The organism is Natrarchaeobius oligotrophus (assembly GCF_003841465.1).
GTDB classification, from domain to species: Archaea; Halobacteriota; Halobacteria; order Halobacteriales; family Natrialbaceae; genus Natrarchaeobius; species Natrarchaeobius oligotrophus.
This window is the reverse complement of the sequence record NZ_REFZ01000001.1, coordinates 229722-254894: the sequence shown is the minus strand read 5'-3', so window position 1 is coordinate 254894 and position 25173 is coordinate 229722. Positions and strand designations below refer to the sequence as shown.

The following is a 25173-nucleotide window of genomic DNA, read 5'->3' as shown; positions in this document are numbered from 1 at the left end:
AGCCGAATGTCGAGTGGATACCACTATTCCCCGGAGGACGGGACGTTCTACGAACTCGACGAAGACGGCGAAAAAGGCGAGGAGGTCGACCCGGAGGAGGCGGCTCCGTACCTGCTCTGGTCCTATCTCCAGGGCGAGATGCTGGTCGACGGGGAACCGATGGGACCACAGGACGAACGGGGACGGCTCTTCGCGCGGGTGATCGTCTACAAATTCCTCGTTAGCGCCGCCGAGGCGCTCGAACAGGGGCAGTTCACCGAGGACGAGATGTACCGATGGATCCGCGAACAGCTCGGCGAGCACGACCTGATTATTCAGCACGTCGTCGAGATCGATCGGAGCGTTGGTACCGAGTTCGCGGACAACGTCTGGCCCGGAAAGGCGGACAGGGTGCGCGAGCTCCTCTCCACCGAGGAGGGGGAGGGGTACGGGTGGCAGGTCGCGGATCAGGCCGAAGAGGCGACGGAAGCCATGCGTTCGGAGCAGGGTGTCGGTCCCGTCGACGGCGACGACGGCGAACTCGACGAGCACGCCTCGGATTCCGAATCCGCTTCGACCGCGATCGGCGCGGACGAATCCGAAGACGAACCGGCCCCCGACTCCGACGGTCAGGGTACCGCATCCACCGAGCGGTCGAAAACGGGCGGCGATCCGCTCTTGCTGGCCAGCGGCCAGTTTTTCCATCGGGTGACGGATCTCGAACTCGCCGGACGCGGACTCGCCCTGTCGTTTACCCGCACCTACCTGAGCGGTGCGACGTACGACGGACCGCTCGGGCACAACTGGGACCACAACTACAACCTCTGGCTTCGCGAAGAGCGCGAACTCGACGACGACGGAAACTGGCGCAACGTGGTGTACCGATCGACCGGAACGCTCAGAGAGGACCCCTACGTCCAGCGCATCGACGAGCCGTCCGGCGACCTTCCGCCGCTCGAGGAGTGGCAGGACGCGACCTTCGACCCGCCCGACGGCTACTTCGACCGTCTCGAGAAGCGGGGAGGAACGTACGTTCTCGAGACGGTCGAGGGTCTCAGGTACTACTACAACGAGGATCGCTACGCCGATCGGATCGTCGATCCCAACGGGAACGAACTGACGTTCGAGTACGACGCCGCGGGACGGCTCGAACGCGTCGTCGATCCCGTCGGCAAGTCGCTTCGGTTCCAGTACGACGAACGAGCCAGAATCCGATGGTTGATCGACGAGGTCGGCGAGCGGCGCGTTCACTTCGCGTACACCGACAACGGCGACCTGGAGGAGGTCGACCTCCACCTCGGCGACCGCGTCTCGACGACCGACTACCGGTACTCGGGTCCCGACCGACCGCCGCAGTTACAGCACAACCTCGAGGAGATCGTCAACGCCCGCGGCCGGACCGTCGTGGAAAACAGGTACGGCCAGCAGCCGGGGACGTGGGGGTACAACCGCGTGGTCGGCCAGTTCGCCAACGGCGGCGAGTACGAGTACGAGTACGGAATCGTCGAGGAACACGAGGTGGATCCGGCCGAGGATCCGGTAAACGTTCCGCGCCGATGGACCCGCGTAACCTATCCGAACGGCCACGACGTCGTTCACGAGTTCAATCGACAGGGGAACGTGGTTCGGCGGCGCGAACGCGCCGTCGAGTCGTCGGATCTCGAGGTCCTCGAGTCGACGTACCGGTACGACGAGGACGCCCGCCGGATCGCGGAGACGCTTGCTGACGGTCGTCGAACCGAGTACGTCTACGAGCGCGAACGCTACGCCGACGTTCACGGCGGATCGACCGACGGCGCGACGCCCGGCGAGCAACTCGCGTTCGGGAACCTGCTGCGGGTCGTCCGCCATCCGCGGCCCGACGTCGACGAGAATCGGCGAATCGTCACGACGTACGAGTACGCGGATCGAACGCAGGTTTCGGGACGGCGAGTCTCGGCCGTTCGCGGCCCTTACTACGCGACGCTCGAGGGGAACGAACTCCCCGACCAGCGGGTCGGAACGACGAGCTACGAGTACGACGATTCGGGGAACCTGTCGTCGATCGTGCTGCCGGACGTCGAGCGGCCGGACGGGTCGGAGATCTCTCCGCAGCCGATCGAGTTCGACTACGACGACGGACGGCTGGTGGACCTTCACCAGGGAGGCGTCCACGTTCGATTCGACTACTTCGACGACGAACTCCGGTCGGGATTCGTCAGCCGGATCGTCCACGATCCGGACGGGATCGGGCTCGAAACGACCTTTCAGGTCGACGAGCTCGGACGGAAGACGCGAACGGTCGGCCCGTACGGCGCGACGATCGACCGGTCGTTCACCCCCTTCGACACTCCCGAGCGAATCACCGGACCGGTGATCGGCAAAACCGACGAGCGCGCGACCGTCGAGTACGAGTACGACGACCAGCGGCGTCTCGTCCGGATCGTCGAGCAACTCCTCGACGCCGACGGCGAACGCCATCCGAACGGGCCGCTGGTTCGGACGTTCGACCACGACGCCTACGGAAGGCTGACCGAGGAGACACGGGGAACCGGCGAGGATGAACGAAGGGACGTCCGAACCCGCTCGTTCGGTCCCTCGGGGCGGCTACGGCGCGAGCGCGACTGGCGGGGGACGGATACGGCGTACGAGTACGATGCCCGACTGCGAAAGACGGCGACGGTTCGAGCGGCGGATACGCCGTCCGAGTCGGTGCGGACAGTTCGGTACAACTCGGCGGGCGATCCGCTCGAGCGGACCGACGGACGGGGGGCGACGACCGCCTACGAGTACGACGCGTTCGGCCGTCGGGCGGTCGTCCGCGACCCCGACGGTAACGAGCGTCGAGTTGCGGCCTTCGACGCCGCCGGTCACGTGCTGGACGAGCGTCTCGTCGGTTCGTCGCCCGACGGAGACGGGCCGATCCGCTGGACCCGAGACACGTACGAGTACGACGCCCTCGGTCGTCTCGTCGAACGTCACCGACACCTGTTCGTGCCCGGCGACGACGCCGCCGACGATCGATCGCTCTCGACGGCGCGGTTCTACGACGACCGCGGCCGACTGCAGCGGACCGTCGATCCCACCGGCGCGGAGCGCACGTTCGACTACGACGCGCTCGGGCGTCGGATCGAACTCCGCGACGCCGACGGAACGGTTACGACTCGTGACATCGACGACGCGAACCGGCGACTCGAGACCACGGTCGAACGAACCGGCTCGGCCAACGACGGATCCGCGGTGACCCGCGTCGCCCGGACGCGGATCCGATTCGACGATCAGGGTCGTCCGATCGAACGAACCGACGAAGCCGGAAACAGCCGCAGCGTGGCGTACGACAGCCGCGGAGAGACCGTCCTGGAGGTGGACGAGGCCGGAACCGAACGGACGATCGAACGGGACGCGTTCGGACGAATCGTCGCGGCGGAGATCGACGACGTCCGGACGGTCTACGAGCGCGACCCCGCCGGCGCGATCGTCGGCGTCGTCGACCCGCTCGGGAACCGAACCGACGTCGAGCGAGACGCGCTCGGCCGCCGAACCGCCGTCGAACGGGGCGACGATCGACGAGAGCTGGAGTACGACGGTGAGGGACTCCCCGTTCGCGAAACGGACGAAAACGGCGTCGTCTTTCACCGGGAGTACACGCCCGGCGGCGATCTCGAGACCGAGAGGCCGGACCTCGAGGGGTTCGAGCCACCTTCGGACGATCCGGGGTACGAGCCCGAGACCGTCGGAGAAACGGAGTTCACCTACACGCCCCACGGCGCTCTCGAACGGGCGAGCAACGACGTCGCGACCGTAACCCGCACGTACGACTCTCTCGGCCGACTTCGCTCGGAGGAGGTGGACGGGCGCCGAGTGGAGATGGCGTACGACGACGCGGACCGGCTCTCTGCGCTCACGTACCCGGGCGGACGGCGGATCGAGTACGGATACAGCCCCGCCGGCGTACTCGAGTCGGTCGAACAGACCGCGGCCGGAAGCGCCTACCCCGGCGACGGGACGCGACAGTCGATCAGATCGCTGCTCTCGGCAAATCACGTGGGCGGATGGGTCGAAACGCTCGCGCTGGACGGCGTCGACGTCGACGTCACCCACAACTCGAGGGGGCTTCCCGTCGGAGCGGACTGGACGATCGACGACGACGCGATCCTTCGCGAGCGCCGGCTGTTCGGTCCGAGACGCGAGTGTACGGTCGAACAGTTCGACGGACGACTCCGTTTGAGCTCGTTCGACGGTAGACGGCGCCAGACGGCCACGTCGGAGTACGCCGACGTCGAACTCGTGGACGTCTCGTCGCTCGAGTCGGCGAGCGACCCCGCAGATCTCGACGGAGATGGCCAGGAACTCGAGTCCGACCTCGAACCAGCGCCGTCGGGACTTCCCGACCATCTCCTCGAGTACGACCTCGACGACAACACGAACCGGAAATCGGTCAGCACCACGTCCGCCGGCTCCTCGGAAACGACGAACTACGACGTCGGTCCGTACAATCGGTACGACCATGTTGGGTCGGCGAACGTGACGTACGATCGTACGGGTAACCTGCTGGGAGACTCCGCGATGGAGTACACGTACGACGCCCGCGGTCGGCTCGCGGCGGTGACCGCATCCGGCGAGACGACGACGTTCGAATACGGTCCGCTCGGGCGGATGCTCGCGTGGAACGAGCCCGGAAGGGATCGGCGACTCGTGTACGCCGGCGAACGCACTCTCGGGTGGCATGCGCCGGGCACTCTCGATCCCGAGACACACGTCGTCCCCGGGCGATCGGGCCCGTGCCAGGTTTCGACGGGGGACAGGGATTACGTCCCGGTATCGGACCTCGGCGGAACCGTTCTGGGATGGGTCGACGTCACCGGTTCGGACGACGGCCTGTCCGCTCGCCGAACGTACGACCCGTTCGGGAGCGTTCGGGAGCAAGACGGCGCCTGGCCCGCGCCGTTGGGGTTTCGAGGCTATCTCGAGACGACGGACGGACTGTACGTGTTGCCGTCTCGGGTGCTCCATCCGGAGCTGGGTCGGTTCCTCCAGCGCGACCCTGCCGGCTTCGCCGACGGAACGAACCAGTACGCCTACGCCCGGCACGCGCCGATGGCCATGACCGACGTCTGGGGGTACAAATCCTCGGAGGACCACTGGAGCACCCCCGCCGACGACGCCGCGGACGCAGAGCGCGGCGACGGCTTTCTGAGCGACGACGTGGTCTCGAGTCGAACCGGAGCGGGAGTCGGTGAGGTCGACCCGGGACCGTCGATAGACGTCGGAGCCGACGGAACGGACGGACAGTTCGGTCCCGATCGCTGGTTTTCCTCCACCGAAGCGACTCTGTCGGCCGATCTTGCGGCGAACACGGGCCGAGGGGTGTACAACACCGCTACGTTCAGAGGACGGTACGCAGATCAGCTCGAGGGCCTCGCGACGGAGCAACGCCGGCTCTGGAGCGGCGGGCGGTTCTCGACGGGGGAGTCGCTGTACCTCTCCATGCGACGGAACAACATCAAAGCGGACATTCGGGCCCGATCGCCACAGCCCGCTCGAGCCTCCGCGGAACTGTTCGACGAGGTTCTCTCCAGCAATGCGAAAATTCGTCGGGCCGGACACGATCCGAATACCTTCCAGGGGCGACGGCAGTGGTACGTGGACGAGCGGGGACTGGGCCGCGCGCAGGCGACGCACCGGGTCGGTCTCAGCAGCGCGACGATGAACCAAACCCTCGTCTCACGGGCGATGGCGGATTCGCGAGTACGGTTCGCCGGCGGCGCACTGTCGGTAGGCGGTGCCGGCTGGGGCGTTCACGAAACCTGGTCGACGCCCGTCGAACGACGCGGCGAAGTCGGTGGAGCGCACATCGGCGGCCTCGCCGGCGGGTGGATCGGCGGAAAAGCTGCCGGCGCGCTCGTCGGCGTTGCGATCGGCGCGGGCGTGTTGACCGGTGGCGTGGGTGTTGTCGTCGGGTTCGGTATCATCGGCGCGGGCGCGGTCGGGGGCGGCATCGCCGGCCACGAGGCGGGCGGCGCGCTCGGCCGTCAGTACGACGAGTGGATGTGGTGAGGTCGACGAACCCGGCGATCGACCGCCCGCTCACTCGAATTTCTCGAGCAACCGGTCGTAAAACTGCGGAGCCGACTCGCCGGGAACCTCGCCGCCGTTGGCCGCGACGGCGTCGGTCGCCAGCTTTTCGACGATCAGCTCCGGCGTCGACCGCGCGAGGTGGTCTTTCACCGGCGAACGGTTCACCTCGAGTTCGCCGTCGACCAGCCCGACGGCCTCGATGCCGTCGACGGTGACGTCGTAGTCGGCCATCTGGCGAATCTCTTCGGCGAGGTGTGAGACGAACACCGCGGTCGCGCCGTTTTCCGACAGCGCCTCGAGGATTCCGGCGATGATCTTCGCCGACGCGCCGGGTTCGGTGATGCTCTCGAGTTCGTCCACGAGGACGAGCGAGCCCGCGCCGCGTTCCGCGAGCGCCGCGAACTCCCGGACCGTCGACTCGAACGCGCCCGCATCGAGCGTCCCCTGGGTCTTCGCGTGGTAGTGAAGCGCGTCGAACCGGTGCAGCCGAACCCGGTCCGCGGGAACCGGCAACCCCATGTGCGCGAGGACGACGACGCTCGCGACCAGATCGAGCGTCGACGTCTTCCCGCCGCTGTTGACGCCCGACAGCAGGGTGACTCCCGAGACCTCGTAGTCGACCGGATCGATCGCCTCGAGCGGCTCGTCCAGAAGCGGGGACCGACCGGCCTCGATCGCGAATCCGGTTTCGATCCCCGATTCGTCGCCGCTGTCGTCTCCGTCGGTGTCGTCCGGGACGAACGCCGGCATCGCACAGTCGAAGTCGGCCGCGAACCGGGAAATCGCGAGTTCGACGTCCAGCTCGAGCGCGGCGCGGACGAGACGGCGAACCGGCCCTCGCTGACCGGCCAGCTCCTCCGCGAGGTCGCGTTTGAGCCGACCGGCGCGGCGCTCCCTGGCGGCGGTCAGCTCCTCGCGCAACCGCCCCAGCGCGTTCTCGTCCCGTTCGACCGGAAACGTCGGCTCGTCGCCGAAGATCCGGCGCGCGATCTCGGCCTCCCCGCTCTCGAGGTCGAGGGCGTCGATCAGGTGTTCGCGGGCGGCGTCGACGGCCGCCGCGTACTCGTCGGAAAGCTCCCGAGAGAGCAGGGAGTCGACGCCCGCTCCGCGTTCGACCAGCGAGAGCAGGTCAGATCCCTCGATCGTCACGTCCTCCTCGCGGATCGCCTCCCGAAGGTGGTCGTTCGCGACGCTCTCGGCCGTCCCGACGGCCGCGTCGAGGTCGTCCGCCGCGGCCGCGAGCCGATCGAGTTCCGCGTCGCCGGCGACGGTCCCGTCGTCTTCGAGCCGGGTAAGTGCGTCCTCGAGGGCGTCGAGGTCACAGTCGCCTCCGACCTCGAGTTCGGCGGCTCTGTGAACCTCGATCGCGGCGGCGATCCGGGTTCGGTTTCGGGCGAAAAACGAGAGCGGCCGCTCGGGAACGATCTCCGCGGGATTCTCCAGCGCGTCGGGTCTCACCCGCACGTCCCCCTCGACCGTCACGCCGGCGAACGACTCGTCGAGCGCGACCACGGTCGAGTAGCCGCGGGCGAGTTCGGCCAGCCCCTGGGCGTCTTCGACCACTTCGACGGAGAGTTCGGGAATCGCCTCGCGGGCGGCCGAGTAGCGCTCGGCGTCGGTCGTCGCCAGACAGCGCTCGCGCACGCGGACATCGTTCGGTCGTTCGAGCGGTTCGACGTCCTCGAGCGCGGCCAGCACGTCGGGTTCGGGCTCGCGCTCGAGCGCTCCGCGGGCGAACTCCCGAACCTCCTCGATTCGCGACCGTCGTCGACTCGGATAGATCGTCTCGAGTCGCTGGGCCGCGTACTCCGTGACAGTCCGCTCGGTGAGCAGGCCGAGGAGTTCGCGGTAGACCTCGCGGGCGCGATCGGTCGCGAGGAAGCCGCCCGGATCGTCGTGCTCGCGCCGGATCGCTCCGCGTGCGATGCGGGCCGCGCGCCCCTGGCTGATCCCCGGCGCGTCCGCGATCGCCGCCACGTCGCCCGTCCGAAGCGCTCGCTCGGGGTCGTCGAGTTCGGCCAGCGCCCGCGCGGTCTTCTCCCCGACGCCCGGGATCGACTCGAGATCCATCTCTTCTCGAGCGGCGTATCAAACCGCAGCGAGAAAAAGTTCCCGCCCGGCTTTTTCGCCTTCCGCGTGCTACCCTCGAGCATGCCCAACGACGCCCTCGAATACCACGACCGGACGAAACACTCCCCCAGAAGCGTTCGAGCGGGGGGTCGCGGACTCGACTTCGAGAACAAACCGACGCCCTCCAAGGAGTACCTCGATCTCCCGACGGTCGCGATGGCCGACCGAATTCGCCCGCCACAGCAGCCGGCGCTCGCGGCGGTCGCCGAGCCGACGTCCGACGGTTCGCCGAGGCGCGGACGACCCGACCTTGAGGCGCTGACGTGCCTCTGTTACTACGCGGCGGGGATCACGAAAACGTTCGACGTCGGCGGTCGGTCGGTCGCGTTCCGGGCCGCGGCGACCACCGGCGCGCTCTACCACGTCGACCTCTACGTCGTCTGCACAGCTCTCGACGGACTCGAGGCAGGGGTCTACCACTTCGATCCGCAGACGCTCTCGCTGGACGTGCTCAGGACCGGCGAGTACCGGTCCCTGCTCGCGGCGGCGACGAACCACGACGACGTCGCGAACGCGCCGCTGTCGATCGTCGCGACCTCGACGTGGTGGCGAAACGCCTGGAAGTACGAGGACCGCACGTTTCGTCACGCGTGGTGGGACTCGGGGACGACGCTCGCCAACCTGCTCGCGGTCGCACACGCCCTCGACTACCGCGCGGAGATCGTCACCGGGTTCGCGGACGAACGGGTCGCGACCCTCCTGGGCGTCGATCCCGAGCGAGAAGCGCCGCTCGAGATCGTTCCCGTCGGGCGCGACTCCGACGGAGCCGCCGCGTTCGACGCGCCCGAACTCGACCCGATCGATCCGGACACCGCACCCCTGTCGCCGAACGAAAAGTCGTTTCCGCGCATTCACGGGGCCTGGCGCGCCGGTCGGCTCGAGGACGGCTCCGCCGTGCGATCGTGGCGAACCGACACGTCGACGGGCGTCCCCACCGTCGGAATCAGAGCCGGCGGCGACGGCGAACGGATTTCCCTCGAGCCGGTCGACGCCGAGACGGCCTCGAGCCGACCGCTCCACGAGACGATCCGTCACCGGGGCTCCTGCCGGGAGTACGACCGCGATCCGATCAGCTTCCGCAAACTGTCGACCGTGCTCGACCGGGCCGTTCGCGGGGTTCCGATGGACGTGCGCCGCGAGGGCGAGCGGAGCGAGCCCTCGGAAAAGCGAGCGGGAGTTGCGGGACACGCGAGCCGCGAGGGCGAGCGGAGCGAGCCCTCGGAAAAGCGAGCGGGAGTTGCGGGACACGCGAGCCGCGAGGGCGAGCGGAGCGAGCCCTCGGAAAAGCGAGCGGGAGTTGCGGGACCCGAACGAAGTGAGGTGGCCGATGAAGCGAGCGGTGAATCCGCGAGCCGCGAGGACGAGCGGAGCGAGTCCTCGGAAAAGCAACACGTCAGCAGCGAGAACCAACCGCCGCTCTCGTTCGTCGACCCGTATCTGATCGTCACCGGCGTCGACGGACTCGAGTCCGGCACCTACCACTACCACCCCGCGGCCGGCGAACTCGAACGACTCCGGTCGGGGGAGTTTCGTCAGGAGGCGAGCCACCTCGCGCTGGATCAGCGCCTCGGTGGCGACGCGGCGGTCTGTCTCTACTTCCTCTCGGATCTCGAGGAAATCGTCGACGCCTACGGCGACCGGGGCTACCGGATCGCCCAGCTCGAGGCGGCGGTCACGGCGGGACGGCTTTACCTCGCGACCTACGCCCACCGGGCCCTCGGCGGGACCGGACTGACGTTTTACGACGACCTCGTCTCGGACTTCTTCGCGCCGCGCAGCGAGGGCCAGACGCCGATGTTCCTCTACACGATCGGACGGCCCGCCTGATCGGATCGTACCCGTCGCTCGGTCGGACTCGACCTTGCGCCCTCCGGCCGACCCGTTTTCCAGTCGACTCCGCAAGGTCAGATATGGTGCTCAAGAAACTGCTGGGATCGAAAGCGACTCGATCGCTGACCGTCATCTCGGTGCTGGCCGAAGCCAAGCGGGCGTTCGCCCGCGGCCGACGAACGCGCGGGCTCGTCCTGCTCGGCGTCGCCGTCCTCGCCTGGAAGTGGACCGTGATCGGACTGGCCGCCCAGGGCGTCGTGAAAGTGCTTCGTGGCGGCGGAGCGTCGGGTTCGAAACCGGCGTAGCGACCGAAGGTTCGGCGTCGGTAACCGACTTCCTCTCCGAACTCCGCGTCTTCGAACTGTTCGTTCGTGAGTTCGTCGGTCGTCTCTACGAGTTTGTTCGCGAGTTCGTCTCCAGATTCTCGACCGCACTGACGACGCGGTCGGCGCTTTCGCCGTACTGAATGTGGTTTCGTTCAGATCGTCGCCTGGGTCGACGACCGGACTCGAGGTCGGTGACGTTCTCCGGCGGAAACCCCGAGCCGACGGAAAAAGTGATCCGCCGCCTCGGACGGGTCGTCCGTCTCGAAGCCCTCGAGTTGCGGTTCGGTCCGCTCTTCGTTCGTCGTTGAATCCCTGAAAAGTAGCGGGAGGTAGAGTTGAACCACGCCGAGACGTGCTCGCTGGCGCTGTGCGCGTCTCGTCTGGCTCAACTCTACTCGTACTATTCCTGCCGCTCGCGCGTTTGCTCGCGGCAGAAGTATAGCGGGAGGTAGATTTGAACTACCGGTCTGCGGGTTATGAGCCCGCCGGAATCTCCTGGCTATCCCATCCCGCTATCACATCGTAACCCAGTACGGTAGTTAAGGGTTGTGATTCGGGTACAGTGTGGGGGTACCTCCCGTTAGTCACGGTGTACCTTCCAGGTGTAGAGACTCTCGCAGGTGTAGTTGACGAAGAACCCGATCACGAGTCCGATCAGGTTCGCGGCCAGGTACCAGACGCCGAAGCCGTACACCAGCATCGTCAGCACGGACAGCGTGACCAGAAAGCCGGCGAACCGAACCGCGTTCGAGCGCAGAAACCGTTTTCCGAGCGCTCGAGGCCCAACCGCGCCGAAGTTCGAGAACGTCCAGCGCTCGTTGATCGCGAAGATGACGACGATCGACAGCTCCCAGGAGAGTATCTTGGCGACGAACGGCTCGAGTCCAGCTAGCTCGACCAGCGCCACGAGCACGACGTTGTCGACCGTCGCACCGGCGACGCCGACGCCGGCGAACTGGGTGAACCGGGTCGTCGACAGCAACGCACGGGTTCGAAGCTGCACCGCCTCGAGTACGGAGTCGATCATCGGTTCTGCGTTCGTCGGGATTCTGACTCGAGGGGAGTCGTTTCGCGGACGTCGCCTCGAGTAACCGTTTTCGCGAGTCGGGCCCGCCGCTGCCATCGTCGCGTCGTGCATCGCGTCGAACGCGCGGCAGTCCGTGACTGACTCGATCGGTCCATCTACGTCCCGGTACGCTCGCCACCACCGAAAAACGCGTTGAAACCGGCGGTTCGTCGCTTCTCCAGCGACCGGTCGTCTACCGGCCGCCCGAGGATCGAATGCGACGATTTTCTTCAGCCAGAGGTTTGCAAACACACTTATGTTCGCTGTCCGAAGATACATTATGGCTGTCATTAGGTCCCTCAAGCGTACGCCCGGACTCCTCCGCGACCAGCCGGTCCTGTTCGTTCCGCCGCTGCTGATCGCGATCCTCCAGACGCCACAGCTGTTCGCACAGACGTTCGATCCGATCGTTTCGTCGCTCGTCTCGATCGGCATGAGCGGCCTGTTCGTGTTCGTGCTGCCGTTTTTATTCGGCGGTGCGATCGCCATCGCCAACGACGCGGCGACGTCCGGAGCGACGTCGTTCGGCCGGTTCCTCGAACACGGAAAGGCGTTCTACCTCTCGATGCTGGGTGCGTACCTGGTGTTCGTCGGCATCTCGATCGTCTTCGGCGTCGTCTCGATTCTGATCGTCTTCGTGGGAGTGTTCGGCATCGTCCTGACGAACGGCGGCGCGTCGGGGCTGATCGTCGTCGGCCTCGCCTATCTCCTGATCGCGCTCCTCTTTCTCGCCGTGGTCGCGCTCTTTCAGTTTTACGGCCACGCGATCGTCATCGAGGGTGCGCGAGCGTTCGAGAGCCTGAAACGAAGCGTCGACGTCGTCAGAACCAATCTCAAGCAAGTGCTCGGCTACTTCGCGATCCTGTTCGTCGGCGGGATGGTGATGGGTGTGGCGTACGTCGCGATCATGCTCTCGACGTTTCCGCAACCGACTCCCGGCGAACCCGCGCCGGCGCTGGATCTCGGGCCCGCGCTCGTCGGAACCGCCGCCACGGTCGTCGTCGGCACGCTCTTCGGTACCGTCTTTCTCGTGTACTCGGTGCTCTTCTATCGATCCGTCACCGGTCTGGACGACTCGCCACGTTCGAGCCCGACGCCGGGCCGCCGCTGACCGCCGAAACCGCAAGAGGATTAGGCTCCGACCGCCTCACCTGACACATGCACGATTCGCGGGTCGTCACGACGCTCGAGTCGTTTCGAGCCGCCGCCCGAGACGCCCTCGAGAACCCGTCGGAGACCGACGACGCCGCACCGTCCCGGTTCGTTCGCATCCCCGTCGAGGTCCGGGTACCCGTCGACGATCCGTTCGTCGCGTACCGGCGGGCGCGCGAAGCCGACCGGGACGGTGCGTTTCTCGAGACGACCGGCGGCCAGCCCGGCTGGGGACACTTCGGCGTCGATCCGGTCGAGCGCCTCTCCGTCGGGGCCGAGGCGGTCGCGCGCGACCGGGACGGCTCGCCGACGCTCGGCGCACTCGAGGGATTGCTCGCGGGAGAACGCCTCGCTCGCGGCGACTGCGACGTCCCCTATCCCTGCGGTGCGATCGGCTGGCTCTCCTACGACGTGGCGCGGGAACTCGAGGACCTCCCCGACTCCGCGGTCGACGATCGCGATCTCCCCCGGCTCGAGGTCGCCGTCTACGACCGTCTCGCGTCCTGGGCGGAGCCGACGGACGGAACGGTCGAACTGCGAATTACGGCCTGTCCGCGACTCCAGCTACCCGGCGACGACGAGGCGACCGCCGAGCTACGGGCGGCCTACGAACGCGGCCGACACCGCGCGCTCGAGCTCGCCGAACGTGTGCTCGAGGGGGACGTCGACGTCGGCGATCCGCCGGTCAGAACCGCCGAGGCGACGTTCGAAAGCGACTGCGGTCGCGAGGCGTTCGCGGACCGGGTGCGGCGGGTGAAAGCGTACGTCCGGGACGGCGACACGTTTCAGACGAACGTCTCCCAGCGGCTCGTCGCTCCCGCTGCGGTCCACCCGGTCGCCGCCTACGACGCCCTGCGGCGCGTCAATCCCGCGCCGTACTCGTGTCTGCTCGAGTTTCGCGCCGTCGACCTGGTGAGCGCCAGCCCGGAACTGCTGCTCGAGCGAGACGGCGCGTTCGTTCGGACGGAACCGATCGCGGGAACCCGGCCCCGCGGCGAGACGCCGGCCGCGGACGACGAACTCGAGGCGGACTTACTCGCCGACGAGAAAGAGCGCGCCGAACACGCGATGCTGGTCGACCTCGAGCGAAACGATCTCGGCAAAGTCTGTGCGTTCGGCTCCGTCGAGGTGGACGAGTACCGCCGCATCGACCGCTACTCCGAGGTGATGCACCTCGTTTCGAACGTGACCGGGCGGCTGCGTTCGACGGCGACGCTCGCCGACGTCGTCGCCGCTGTCTTTCCGGGCGGGACGATCACCGGCGCGCCGAAGCCGCGGACGATGGAGATCATCGACGAACTGGAAGCGACCCGTCGCGGGCCATACACCGGAAGCGTCGGCATCTTCGGCTTCGACGGCCGCGCGACGCTCAACATCGTCATCCGAACGCTCGTCCGCCACGACGACGAGTACCACCTCCGGGTCGGCGCCGGCATCGTCCACGACTCCGAGCCCGAACGCGAGTACGAGGAAACGCTCGACAAGGCGCGAGCGCTGCTGACCGCGGTCGACGAGGCGCTCGGTGAGCGGGCCGGCATGGGCCTCGAGGCTGGACCCGACGAGCGGTCCCGCGACTCCGCCGACGAACCGGCGGCCGGTTCGGACGATGCGAGAGGCGGAGCGACCGTCGAGCGGGGCGATTCGACGCCGACCTCGAGCGACCGTCGCGGTGGTGAGTCGAATGAGTGACGCCGACGAACCCGCGCCGACCAGGATCCTCGTCGTCGACAATTACGACTCGTTCGCCTACAACCTCGTCCAGTACGTCGGCGAGGTCGCGGACGAGGTGATCGTCCGCCGAAACGACGAGGTCGATCTCGCGGCCGTCCGCGACCTCGATCCGACGGGAGTCGTCGTTTCTCCCGGCCCGGGAACGCCCCAGGAAGCGGGAATCTCGATTCCGCTGTTCGAACGAACGTCGTATCCGACGCTGGGCGTCTGCCTGGGTCACCAGGCCCTCTGTGCGGCGAACGGATCGCGGGTCGTCCACGCCCCCGAGGTCGTCCACGGGAAACCGTCGGTCGTCGGCCACGACGGCGACGGGCTCTTCGCGGGGTTACCCTCACGATTTCAGGTCGGGCGCTATCACTCGCTGGCCGTCGAACGCCGCGATCTGCCCGACTCGCTCGAGGAGACCGCCCGGACGGTCGACGAGCGCGGCGTGTTGATGGCCGTTCGCCACCGCGAGAAACCTCACGTCGGGGTCCAGTTCCACCCCGAGAGCATCCTGACGCGTCGCCGGGACGGGGAGACCGCCGCTCGCCGCGCGGACGGAGAGTCCGACGCGAGCGAACGACCCCGCCGCGGAGAGGACATCTCGCTCGAGGTGGGAAAGCGGATGATCGCGAACTTCTGTCGACTGGCACGAACCGAGAGCGCCGGCCCGTCGAGCAACCGCGAGGAAGGCGGCGAACCGTCGATCGAGCGCAACCGTCGGGCGAACGAGTCGGACGGAGACGACCGTGACTGACGAGCGATACTACCACGTCGACGGCGAGGTCGTTCCAGCCACGGAGGCGACGGTCAGCGTCGACGACCGCGGCTTTCGCTACGGCGACGGCGCGTTCGAGACCATGCGAGCCTACGGCGGGACGATCCTCGAGTGGGACGCCCACGCGGCGCGGCTCGAGCGAACCTGCGAGGCGCTCTCGCTCGCACACGGCGTTTCGCTCGACGACCTGCGCGAACGGATCGACGAGACGCTCGCGGCGAACGACCTCACTGACGCGTACGTGCGCCTGTCGATCACCCGCGGCGTCCAGCCGGGGAAGTTGACGCCCCGTCCCGAGGTCGATCCCACCGTCGTGATCGTCGTCAGACCGCTTCCTCGCGGCGGGCTCGAGGGGAGTCCCGTCTGGGACGGGCCGGCGACCGTTCGCTCCGTCGAGATCCGCCGGATTCCCGACGAGGCGATTCCCTCCGCCGCGAAGACCCACAACTATCTGAACGGCATTCTGGCTCGGATCGAACTCGCGGCGTCCGGATCCGCGGGCGACGCGAGCGACGCGGACGAAGCACTCATGTTCGATCTCGAGGGGGGCGTCGCCGAGGGCGCGACCAGCAACCTGTTTTTCGTCGACGACGGTCGACTGCACACGCCGTCGATCGACGGTCCCGTGCTGCCGGGGATCACCCGCGAGACGGTCCTCGAACTGGCCGAGGCGGCGGACGTCCCGACCGAGGAAGGGCGGTACGAACTCGACGACGTTCTCGAGGCCGACGAGGCGTTCCTCACGAACCGAACCTGGGAGCTTCGTCCGGTCGCCGCGATCGACGGACGATCGATCGGCGGTGGACCGATCACCGATCGCCTCTCGCGGCTGTACGACGAGTACGTCGAGACGACGTGCTACCGTCGATAGCGTTCCCGATCGCCGTCCGTTGACCCCCTCCGCGATCTCCGACCACTCGTCGAGGCGGCGGCGATCGGGAGAAACGGCGGGTTCCGCTGGAGTCGACTCCCGGCGTCCCTCCCGATCAGTCGTCCGGCGTCTCGAGCACCGTCCGCTCGACGCCCCCGAACTCGAGGGCGAACTCGGATCCGAACGCGGTCGCCGGCGTCTGGAATCCCGGCGGTACGCGGTCGTCCCTGGATCGTCGGTCTACCACCCGCTGGGCGGCGACGGCCGCAGTTTCCGCGGTCAGCGCGTACGGGTTCGGCGTTCGCATCGTCGCACGCACGCGGCGTCCGTCCGACTCGCTTTCGCTGACCTCTCCCCAGACGTCGATGCTCGATTCTCTCCGCTCGCGATCGTCGGGTCCGTCGAGAACCGCGTCGATCAGGCGTGAAACCGCTCGTTCGACGGGACTCGCCTCGAGCAGTCGTCCGAGCGAATCCACGGCGGACATCGCCCGCGCGGCCCACGGCGGCATGGCCGCGTACACTTCGATCGATCCGATCCCCGTACTCTCCGCCGCGGTGACGACGTCGCCGAGGGGGATCGTCACGGCGTGTTCCGGTCCGTCGCCGAAGTCGATCTCGCGGGACCGAAACGCCGCCGGCACCTCGACGAGCCGGCCGTTCCGCCGAACGACGCCGCCGTCTCCCGCGATCTCGAGCAACGAGCGTGCCGTTCCGCTCGAGGGAGTGCCCGACCCGCTGACGGCCAGGACGAGCCGGTCGGCCGACGGAAGCTGCTCGTGGAGAAACGCCGCCAGACAGTCCGTCGGAACGACGTCGAAGCCGACGCCGGGCAACAGCGTGATCCCGGCGTCGCGGGCCGCTTCGTCGTACCCCGTGAGCCGCTGGAACACCGGGAACTCGCCGGTGACGTCCAGGTAGTCCACCTCGACTTCGAGGCAGGCCTCGACCATCGGAACGGCCGTCTCGACGAACGGCCCCGCGCAGTTCAACACGGCGTCGAACTCCGCGAGAGAGTCGACGAGATCGGCGGATTCGAGATCGAACGTCCGGGAATCGAGGCCGAGCGCGCCGGCCTGCCGTCTCACCGACTCGCCGTTTCGACCCGCGACGACCGGCGATCCCCCCCGCGAGACGGCTTCGCTGACGATCAGCCTACCGGTGTAGCCGTAGGAGCCGTAGACGAGAAGGGAATCCATACCCGTCGTTGATCGCTCGCCGTGTTAAATCTCCGTCAGACGTACGGGACGATACGCCGCGAACGGAGTCGCGTCTCAGTCGATCGCGACCGGCGAGACGAGGTCTCGCTCCTGATCGTACTCGAGCAGGTTCGTGTCGACGAGTCGCGGCAGGTGGTCGTGATAGAGCGAGATGTAGACGTTCGCGACGCGTTCGGCCGACAGCTCCGTGACGCTCGAGCCGGTCTCTCGCACCGCAACCTCTTCGGCGACGTCCGGCAGCGTCAGGGGCTCTCCGTAGGTTCGCATCACTTGAAGGAACAGCCGCCGACGCTCGTTCGCGAGCAGTTCGAGCGTCGCGTCGACGCTCTCGGACGGGGTCTCGCGGTCGTCGAGCCAGTCGAGAACCGTGAGTGCGAACTCGGCGCAGTCGAATCCGGAATCGGACGAGGTAGTCATTCGTATCCTTGGGTCCCCCGAGTCACAGGTGGCGGGCAGTCGGAGGCTGAGACGAGAATCGACGTCCGTCGGTGCGGGCGGCGGTACCTGCTCGAGGGGTTCTACCGAGTTCTCGCCTCCACGATAAATATTAGTATCGAAATCCCGCACGGATGCCAGTTTTGCTGACTGTCCGGCTCGGGGTACTGTCGTTCGCCGGAGCGTCACAAACCTCAGCGAGCCGTCGCGTCTCCCGGACGCGTCACTCGATGGTAAACGTCGGCTCGGAAACCGATTCGCTCTTACAGGAGGGACATCGCGACGGAATGTTCAGCAGGCGGTCGAACTCGTCGAACCCGCAGTCGCGACACGTCGGCGGGGCGACCAGCAACTGTTCGTCGGTTCCGTCGACCGATCGTGCGACGTGTTCGACGTGGTCGACGACCGCGTGGGGCGTCAGGTCGAACCGGGTCGCGAGTTCGCCCGGCGACGCCGGCTCCGAGCGCAGCGCCTCGGTCAGTCGCGTTCGCGTCGTTTCGTCGGCTTCTCGCATATCCGATCTGGGACTGCCCCGAACATTACCCTGTTGGACGGAATCGGGTTCGTCGACAGCGTTTGAATCGTGTACGTTCTTCGTTTTCGTAATAACTGATTCGACTCGAATGAAAGGGGAAGTGACTTACCGCACCGAGGTGAACGCGAGGGCATGAAAGCCGTCGTTCTTGCAGGCGGGTATGCGACCAGAATGTGGCCGATCACGAAGCACCGGCCGAAGATGTTTCTCCCCATCGGCGAGTCGACCGTCATCGACCGGATCTTCGCGGAACTCGAGACCGACGAACGGATCGACGAGGTATACGTCAGCACCAACGAGCGTTTTGCCGCCGATTTCGAGGCGCACCTGGCGGAGAGCGAGTTCGACAAACCCCGCCTCTCGATCGAGGAGACGTCGGAGGAAGACGACAAGTTCGGCGTCGTCGGCGCGCTCGCACAGTTGATCGACCGCGAGGACGTCGACGACGACCTGCTGGTGATCGCCGGTGACAACCTCATTAGCTTCGCCGTCTCCGACTTTTTGGACTACTTTCGGGAAGTGGACGCACCGACGCTCGCCGCCTACGACGTCGGCTCGCGAGAGAAGGCGAAATCGTACGGACTGGTCGAACTCGAGGGCGACCGCGTCGTCGACTTCCAGGAGAAGCCGGACGATCCCAAGAGCACGCTCGTCTCGATCGCCTGTTACGCGTTTCCCCGCGATTCGCTCTCGTTGCTCCCGACGTACCTCGAAGAGGGCAACAATCCCGACGAACCCGGCTGGTTCGTCCAGTGGCTCCAGAACCGCGAACCGACGTACGCCTACACGTTCGAGGGAGCCTGGTTCGACATCGGCACCCCGGAAAGTTACCTGGACGCGGTCTCGTGGCACCTCGAGGGTAACTCGCTCGTCTCCGACTCCGCCATCCTCGAAAACGCAACGATCGGCGAGAACGTTCACGTCATGGACGGCGTCACCGTAGCGGAGACGACCCTCGATCACGCGGTGATCTTTCCGGATGCGACGGTCAGAAACGGCGACATCAGGCGCTCGATCATCGACGAGGGAACCCACCTCGAGGAACTGGACCTCGCCGGTGCGCTGATCGGCGCGCACACGACAATCACGAACGGATCGCCCTGATCCGTCGTCTCGTCGTCCGCGCTCGGCGTGGAACGCCATCCGTTCGACCCCGTTCGGATTCGACACGAAACAGTATCCGTTCGGTCAACGTCTGGCTGGAACAAAGCTGATACGACCGTCGAGTAAACATTTAATCGGGCAGAGCCCTAACCGTCGACTATGCTCGATGTCCTCTTCGGGAACATGCCGCTGGTCCTCCTGACGGCGGGGCTCATTTTGATGGCGCTCGAGGCCCTCTCGCCGGGTGCACACCTCATCGTCATCGGCGTCGCGCTGGTCGGCGCGGGCCTGGTCGGCGTGCTCTTTCCGCCGGCCGCTAGCCCGTTCGTTCTAGCGGCGCTGACGCTTCTCGTCGGGCTCGTCGCCACGTACGTCTACCGCGAGTTCGACTTCTACGGGGGGAAGGGAACCGCCCAGACGAAAGATTCCGGCTCCCTGGCCGGCTCGACCGGCTACGCTACCGAGACGATCACGACGCGCGAGGGAGAGGTGAAGCTCGACGAAGGCGGGTTCGCTCCCTACTACAGCGCGCGAACGACCAGCGGAACGATCGACGAGGGCGAGGAGATCATCGTCCTCGACCCCGGTGGCGGGAACGTGTTGACCGTCGAGTCGCTCGAGTCGCTCGGCGAGGACGACATCGATCGCGCACTCGCAGAAGGCGCAGCCTCCGACGCCGACGCTGACGACGACGAGTCGGTGGAGCCGACGACCGAACGCGAAACCGAAAAATCGAGCTGAGGTCGCCTGTCGTCGGTCGTGGGAATTCTGTCGTTCACATGTCGTTCAGGTAAGGGAACGTTTTTCCCGTCACCGCCACAAGAACGAGTTATGGTCCTAGAACTGCTGCCCATGCAGACCACGGGCGGTGCACTGTTGTTCATCGGTGCGCTCGTCCTGGTCGTCGTCATCGCCGCGTTACTCAGCGCGATCGAGATCGTCGACGCGTACGAAAAACGCGCCCTCACCGTCTTTGGGGAGTACCGCAAACTCCTCGAGCCGGGGATCAATTTCGTTCCACCGTTCGTTTCGAACACCTATCGGTTCGACATGCGAACGCAGACGTTAGACGTCCCCCGACAGGAAGCGATCACGCGAGACAACTCGCCGGTGACCGCCGACGCCGTCGTTTACATCAAGGTGATGGACGCCAAGAAGGCGTTCCTCGAGGTCGACGACTACAAGAAGGCCGTCTCCAACCTCGCCCAGACGACGCTGCGGGCGGTGCTTGGCGACATGGAACTGGACGACACGCTGAACAAGCGCCAGGAGATCAACGCCAAGATCCGCCAGGAGCTCGACGAACCCACCGACGAGTGGGGCATCCGCGTCGAGAGCGTCGAGGTCCGCGAGGTGAACCCCTCGAAGGACGTCCAGCGCGCGATGGAACAACAGACGTCCGCCGAGCGCAAACGCCGGGCGATGATTCTCGAGGCCCAGGGTGAACGCCGCAGCGCTGTCGAGAAGGCCGAAGGTGACAAACAGAGTGAGATCATCCGCGCCCAGGGTGAGAAACAGAGCCAGATCCTCGAGGCCCAGGGTGACGCCATCTCGACCGTGCTGCGCGCTCGATCGGCCGAGTCGATGGGCGAACGGGCAGTCATCGATAAGGGAATGGACGCGCTGACCGAGATCGGCCAGAGCGAGTCGACGACGTTCGTCCTGCCCCAGGAGCTGACGTCGATGGTCGGCCGCTACGGCAAGCACCTCTCGGGCAGCGACGTCAAAGAAGACGGCGACCAGCTCGAGAGCCTCGAGTTCGACGAGGAGACGCGCGAACTGATCGGTCTCGACGACATCGCCGAGATCATCGGCGAAATCGACCAGGAAGCCGAGATGGACGTCGAGGCGATGGAACAGGAGGCACAGGCGATCAAGGAAGGCGAGGATCCGGCGACGATATCCGATCCCGAAGAGGTCATCGAGGAGATGGATCAGGACTTCCAGGGACAGACGGACGGCGGCACCGACGCGGCCCTCGGTGACGACGACGACTCGACGAACTGACGCGACACGTCGCTTCGGATCCCCCCTCTCGCTTTTCGGCCGATACCGTACCGCCCGTCGACTCTGACGCGACTCGTCCCGACGGAATCGCCGATTCGTTCGCGCCGGTTCCCATCGTCGGCTGTCCTCTCGACTCGAGAGCCTCGAGTTCGACGAGGCGAGCCGAAAGCCGAGTGGCCAGGAGCGTCGTCGACGACGCCGTCGGCGACGCTGTTGCCGATCTACGCCGACACTCGTAAGGAACCGCGAGTTTCTGTTACCGCTAAACGAACTGGAGCGAAACCTGTTTTACCCACCGCCTCTTTTCGAACGGTAGGTAGACATGACACCGTCCGACGGGGTCGACGACGACAAACGAGCGACCCTGCGCCGATTCGCAGCCCTCGGCGCTGCCACGCCGATCGCAGGCTTTTCCGAGTCGGCATCCGCCGACGCGGGCGAAAGCGACGCCCGCGACGCGATCGCCGGATACCTCTCGACGACTCCCGGTGCCCACTTCTCGAAGATTCGAGACGACCTCCAGCTCGGCACCGGCGAGACCCAACACCACCTCCGACGCCTCGAAGACCTCGGCGTTATCGAACGCTATCGCGACGGGGATTACAAGCGATTCGTCCCCACCGGACGCTTCGACGAGTTCGAAAAGCAGGCGCTGGGATACCTCCGTCGCGATACGCCCCGAGGGATGTTGATGACGCTTCTCTCCGATCCGAACGCGAGCGCCGGCGACCTCGCGGACGCACTCGACGTCTCCGCGCCCACCGTCAGCAAGTACGCGAACGAACTCGAGGAGGCCGGACTCCTCTCGCGGGAGGACGGCTACGCGCTCGAGCAGCCGGAGACCGTTCTGTTGCTCGTCGTTCGTCACGCCGACTCCTTCGGCGAGCGCGCGATCGAACTCGCCCAGAACGCGGATCAGTTCCTCGAGTACAACGGGTAGGAAACCCTCGGGGACGCCACGACCACTGCGGTGTCGAATCTACGCCGAACGACGGCTCCGGCACTCGCCCGCTAGACGAGTTCGAGCAACTCCCGGAGCGACTCGATCTCGTAGGTCGCCTCGACCGAACACTCGAGATCTGCGTTGTGGGGTCGGCGGACGAACGCGGTCTCGAGGCCGGCCGCCCGTCCCGCCACGACGTCCGACTCGGAGTCGCCGACGTAGATGCCCTCGTCGGTCCCGAGTTCGACGAGCGTCTCCTCGATGTAGTAGGGGTCCGGCTTTCGGCGCCTGAATCCCTCGAACGTCGGATCGCGTCCGCGAACGGCGTCGAACTCGAGCCCGAAGTGGTCGTCGACGAACGTCGCCGTCCGGTGGCGGTTGTTAGTCACGAGCGCGATCGTGGTGTGGCGGGCGAGGTCGCCGATCGCGTCGACGTCGTCGTACCGCCCTCGGTCACCCGACTGGATCCGGTCGTGCGTTCGCTCGGACGCGTACCGCTCGCGCAGGTCCCAGAACCGTGCGGGATCGATTTCGAGTTCGTCGCAACGGTTGGCGATCGTCTCGAGGTCGTGTCGTTCGAAATCCCGACGTTGCTCGACGGTGGGTTCGACCTCGAGTTCCGAGAGCGCGTCGTGGGCGGCGCTCGCGTACACCTCCTGGGGCGTGCGTGGCCCCTCGAGGACGATCCCGTCCATGTCGAAGAGAATCGGCGGTGTCATTCGTCGGGACGATGCAGCTGTGTGGTGAATATTCTGTCGACTGTGGTCGGCCGAGAACGCGGCCGCCGACCGCAACGTCGCGGAATCCGCCGCGAAGGAAATTGTAAACCGACGGCTCTAGGCGTCGACCTTCCAGGTCGTACTGGAGGAGTATCCCCACTTTTCGATCTCGATGTCGTAGTCGCCTTCCTGGAGCGCTGTAATGTTCGAGCCCACCTCTTTGGCCGTCATTCCGAGCTCCTTGCCGATGAGGCGGGACTTGAAGTAGGTCTTCGTCGCCGCGTTCTGGCGCAGGTATCGGAGAATCTGGCGCTGTTTGGTCGTGAGGTCGGGCGTCGTTGCAGTGCTCATACCCGAACGGACGACCGGATCGCCCTTAGGGGGTTTGGTACGTGCGGTTAACGCGCCGCCTTCTTGCGATTTTCACGCCGAGTAATCCGACAATAAACCCGCGGAAACCTCGTCTTGGTACGACCGGTTAATCCTTCCGAACTGACGAGTGTCAGGAATTCGTGACCGTTTCGGAGGAAAGCCGGGATTGATCGGCGGCTCGTTCGCGAAAAACCGAACGCCGACGAGTCAGGAGCCGTCGTAGTGCGGCGTGCGAAATGGGCCGAACGCGCAGGCGACCGCCTGGCTGAGCGCCGTCGTCCGATCGGTGAGCCCGTCGGTGAACACGCCCGCGGCACCGTCGCCTCGAGCCACCCCGTCCGTTCCGAGCGCGTCGTCGATTACCGGCCCGAGTTCGGCCCCCTCCTCGAGTCTGACCGCAATTTCGTCGGGAAGCCGGAGGGACGGACCGCTCGCCCGTTCCAGTCGATCGCCGTCCGTGATCGCAGCCCACATGATCAGGTAGCGACCGGGAACGTCCTCGTAACGAGCGACGCCGCCCTCGAGTCCGACGCCGTAGTCGCACGTCGTCTCGACGCTCTCGAGCGCCCGCCGGGCGCGAGTGACGGCACCGTCGACGGTTTCGGCGATCGACCGCGGCTGTTCGGCGACGCCCGAGTCTACGGGAACGGCGATCACCGTCGGATCGTACCGCGCGAGCGCTCGCTCGACAGCGTCGACTTTGACCGGGTTCGAGCTACCGACCGCGAACTTCACGGTCCGCGTACGGCCGGTACGCATTTGGGGCTCACGATGTGCGGCGCAGTCCCACGCTTGAATGTTTTGGATTATCATGCCAGATCTTCCGAAATACCGGTTTTCGGGCGATGTTCGATTCCGATTCCGAAACCCTTATATCTCGAGTCTAGGAACGCAGTAGATAACGAATCTGTCCGGGCTTTTGCGGCCCCCTCGTCCGGACAGCGTATGCCATCGTATGACCAACGCACCATCGAACACGAGAGTACGACGTAGCGAACCCGAACGGACGGCCGAACGGACCGAGAGCGAACAGAACGACCTCGCGTGCCCCGAGTGCGCGGGAAACCTCGTCGTCGACGACGAACACGGCGAAACCGTCTGCGAGGAGTGCGGCCTCGTCGTCGAAGAGGACTCTGTCGATCGCGGCCCCGAGTGGCGGGCGTTCGACGCCGCCGAGAAGAACGAGAAGTCCCGCGTGGGTGCGCCCACGACGAACACGATGCACGACAAGGGGCTGTCGACGAACATCGACTGGCGCAACAAGGACGCCTACGGTAACTCGCTGGGATCGCGCCAGCGAGAGAAGATGCAGCGTCTTCGCAAGTGGAACGAGCGCTTTCGCACCCGCGACTCCAAAGAGCGCAACCTGAAGCAGGCCCTCGGCGAGATCGACCGCATGGCCTCGGCGCTCGGCCTGCCGACCAACGTCCGCGAGACCGCATCGGTCATCTACCGGCGCGCGCTCGACGAGGATCTGTTGCCCGGCCGCTCGATCGAGGGCGTCTCGACCGCGTGCGTCTACGCCGCCGCCCGCCAGGCCGGCGTCCCTCGCTCGCTCGACGAGATCGCCGACGTCTCCCGCGTCGAGAAAAACGAGATCGCCCGCACGTACCGCTACGTGGTCCGCGAACTCGGCCTCGAGGTCCAGCCCGCCGACCCCGAGAGCTACGTTCCCCGGTTCGCCTCGGGACTCGAGCTCTCGGACGAGGCCGAACACCGCGCGCGGGGTCTCCTCCAGAACGCCAAGGAAAAGGGCGTCCACAGCGGCAAGTCGCCGGTCGGCCTCGCCGCCGCAGCGGTGTACGCCGCCGCCCTGCTGACCAACGAGAAGACCACCCAGGCCGCCGTCTCGGACGTCGCGGACATCTCCGAAGTCACCATTCGGAACCGCTACCACGAGCTGCTCGAGGCCGAAGAGACCCTCGGCGTCGCCTGAG

At 66.4% G+C, this 25173-nt stretch carries 20 protein-coding genes and 1 tRNA gene; 12 read left to right on the top strand and 9 right to left on the bottom strand.

Annotated elements, in window-relative coordinates; genetic code table 11:
* Positions 1-6: 6 nt before the first annotated feature.
* Positions 7-6015 (top strand): DUF6531 domain-containing protein, encoded by a 6009-nt coding sequence (locus EA472_RS01325; protein WP_124189713.1) that lies wholly within the window; start codon positions 7-9, stop codon positions 6013-6015.
* A 30-nt stretch (positions 6016-6045) separates the two neighbouring features.
* Here the strand turns inward: EA472_RS01325 and EA472_RS01320 are convergent, their stop codons facing one another.
* Positions 6046-8106 (bottom strand): MutS-related protein, encoded by a 2061-nt coding sequence (locus tag EA472_RS01320; protein WP_124189712.1) that lies wholly within the window; start codon positions 8104-8106, stop codon positions 6046-6048.
* A gap of 81 nt (positions 8107-8187) precedes the next feature.
* Between EA472_RS01320 and EA472_RS22860 the strand changes: the two genes are divergently transcribed.
* On the top strand, positions 8188-9993 hold the full coding sequence (locus tag EA472_RS22860; RefSeq protein WP_243637742.1) for a SagB/ThcOx family dehydrogenase: 1806 nt from the start codon (positions 8188-8190) through the stop codon (positions 9991-9993).
* An 83-nt stretch (positions 9994-10076) separates the two neighbouring features.
* Positions 10077-10301 carry a hypothetical protein gene (locus EA472_RS01305; RefSeq protein WP_124189711.1) on the top strand — a complete coding sequence of 75 codons (225 nt, stop codon included), beginning with the start codon at positions 10077-10079 and terminating at the stop codon, positions 10299-10301.
* Between the two features lie 460 nt (positions 10302-10761).
* Here the strand turns inward: EA472_RS01305 and EA472_RS01300 are convergent.
* Both EA472_RS01300 and EA472_RS01295 read right to left on the bottom strand, forming a co-directional pair.
* A tRNA-Met gene (locus EA472_RS01300) sits at positions 10762-10836 on the bottom strand.
* Positions 10837-10902: 66 nt separating this feature from the next.
* Positions 10903-11349: a GtrA family protein gene (locus EA472_RS01295; protein ID WP_124189710.1), complete on the bottom strand. Its 447-nt coding sequence runs from the start codon at positions 11347-11349 to the stop codon at positions 10903-10905.
* A 319-nt stretch (positions 11350-11668) separates the two neighbouring features.
* Here EA472_RS01295 and EA472_RS01290 point away from each other — a divergent pair, with 319 nt between their 5' ends.
* From EA472_RS01290 to EA472_RS01275, 4 genes are read left to right on the top strand one after another with little or no spacing between them, the layout of a single operon-like run.
* A complete protein-coding gene (locus EA472_RS01290) occupies positions 11669-12499 on the top strand; it encodes a DUF7847 domain-containing protein (RefSeq protein ID WP_124189709.1) in 831 nt (276 codons plus the stop codon).
* A 47-nt stretch (positions 12500-12546) separates the two neighbouring features.
* Positions 12547-14229, top strand: coding sequence for an aminodeoxychorismate synthase, component I (gene pabB / locus EA472_RS01285; protein WP_124189708.1), 1683 nt, complete (start codon positions 12547-12549; stop codon positions 14227-14229).
* Positions 14222-15010: an anthranilate synthase component II gene (locus EA472_RS01280; RefSeq protein WP_124189707.1), complete on the top strand. Its 789-nt coding sequence runs from the start codon at positions 14222-14224 to the stop codon at positions 15008-15010. Before pabB ends, EA472_RS01280 begins: the two co-directional genes overlap by 8 nt.
* Positions 15003-15902 (top strand): aminotransferase class IV, encoded by a 900-nt coding sequence (locus tag EA472_RS01275; RefSeq protein ID WP_124189706.1) that lies wholly within the window; start codon positions 15003-15005, stop codon positions 15900-15902. The genes EA472_RS01280 and EA472_RS01275 overlap by 8 nt, the downstream gene beginning before the upstream one ends.
* A gap of 115 nt (positions 15903-16017) precedes the next feature.
* Here the strand turns inward: EA472_RS01275 and EA472_RS01270 are convergent, their stop codons facing one another.
* From EA472_RS01270 to EA472_RS01260, 3 genes are all read right to left on the bottom strand, one after another.
* A complete protein-coding gene (locus EA472_RS01270) occupies positions 16018-17100 on the bottom strand; it encodes a saccharopine dehydrogenase family protein (protein ID WP_124189705.1) in 1083 nt (360 codons plus the stop codon).
* A gap of 75 nt (positions 17101-17175) precedes the next feature.
* Positions 17176-17538, bottom strand: coding sequence for a DUF7344 domain-containing protein (locus EA472_RS01265; RefSeq protein ID WP_124189704.1), 363 nt, complete (start codon positions 17536-17538; stop codon positions 17176-17178).
* A 241-nt stretch (positions 17539-17779) separates the two neighbouring features.
* The gene (locus EA472_RS01260) at positions 17780-18070 is read right to left on the bottom strand and encodes a transcriptional regulator (protein WP_124189703.1); all 291 of its coding nucleotides are present in this window, start codon (positions 18068-18070) and stop codon (positions 17780-17782) included.
* A gap of 153 nt (positions 18071-18223) precedes the next feature.
* Between EA472_RS01260 and EA472_RS01255 the strand changes: the two genes are divergently transcribed.
* The 4 genes from EA472_RS01255 (at position 18224) to EA472_RS01240 (ending at position 22142) form a co-directional block, all read left to right on the top strand.
* A complete protein-coding gene (locus EA472_RS01255; protein WP_124189702.1) occupies positions 18224-19195 on the top strand; it encodes a sugar phosphate nucleotidyltransferase in 972 nt (323 codons plus the stop codon).
* A gap of 159 nt (positions 19196-19354) precedes the next feature.
* The gene (locus EA472_RS01250) at positions 19355-19936 is read left to right on the top strand and encodes an NfeD family protein (RefSeq protein ID WP_124189701.1); all 582 of its coding nucleotides are present in this window, start codon (positions 19355-19357) and stop codon (positions 19934-19936) included.
* A gap of 90 nt (positions 19937-20026) precedes the next feature.
* Positions 20027-21202, top strand: coding sequence for an SPFH domain-containing protein (locus tag EA472_RS01245; protein WP_124189700.1), 1176 nt, complete (start codon positions 20027-20029; stop codon positions 21200-21202).
* Positions 21203-21524: 322 nt separating this feature from the next.
* The gene (locus tag EA472_RS01240) at positions 21525-22142 is read left to right on the top strand and encodes a winged helix-turn-helix transcriptional regulator (protein ID WP_124189699.1); all 618 of its coding nucleotides are present in this window, start codon (positions 21525-21527) and stop codon (positions 22140-22142) included.
* Between the two features lie 71 nt (positions 22143-22213).
* On the opposite strand, the gene EA472_RS01235 is transcribed toward EA472_RS01240, so the two are convergent.
* The 3 genes from EA472_RS01235 to EA472_RS01225 form a co-directional block, all read right to left on the bottom strand.
* The gene (locus EA472_RS01235; protein WP_124189698.1) at positions 22214-22864 is read right to left on the bottom strand and encodes an HAD family hydrolase; all 651 of its coding nucleotides are present in this window, start codon (positions 22862-22864) and stop codon (positions 22214-22216) included.
* A gap of 117 nt (positions 22865-22981) precedes the next feature.
* Positions 22982-23215: a DUF7123 family protein gene (locus EA472_RS01230; RefSeq protein WP_124189697.1), complete on the bottom strand. Its 234-nt coding sequence runs from the start codon at positions 23213-23215 to the stop codon at positions 22982-22984.
* A 228-nt stretch (positions 23216-23443) separates the two neighbouring features.
* Entirely contained in the window at positions 23444-23971 is a 528-nt protein-coding gene (locus EA472_RS01225) for a DUF84 family protein (RefSeq protein WP_124189983.1), read from the bottom strand.
* Between the two features lie 220 nt (positions 23972-24191).
* On the opposite strand from EA472_RS01225, the gene EA472_RS01220 reads away from it, so the two are divergent.
* On the top strand, positions 24192-25172 hold the full coding sequence (locus EA472_RS01220; RefSeq protein ID WP_124189696.1) for a transcription initiation factor IIB: 981 nt from the start codon (positions 24192-24194) through the stop codon (positions 25170-25172).
* Position 25173: the final 1 nt, after the last annotated feature.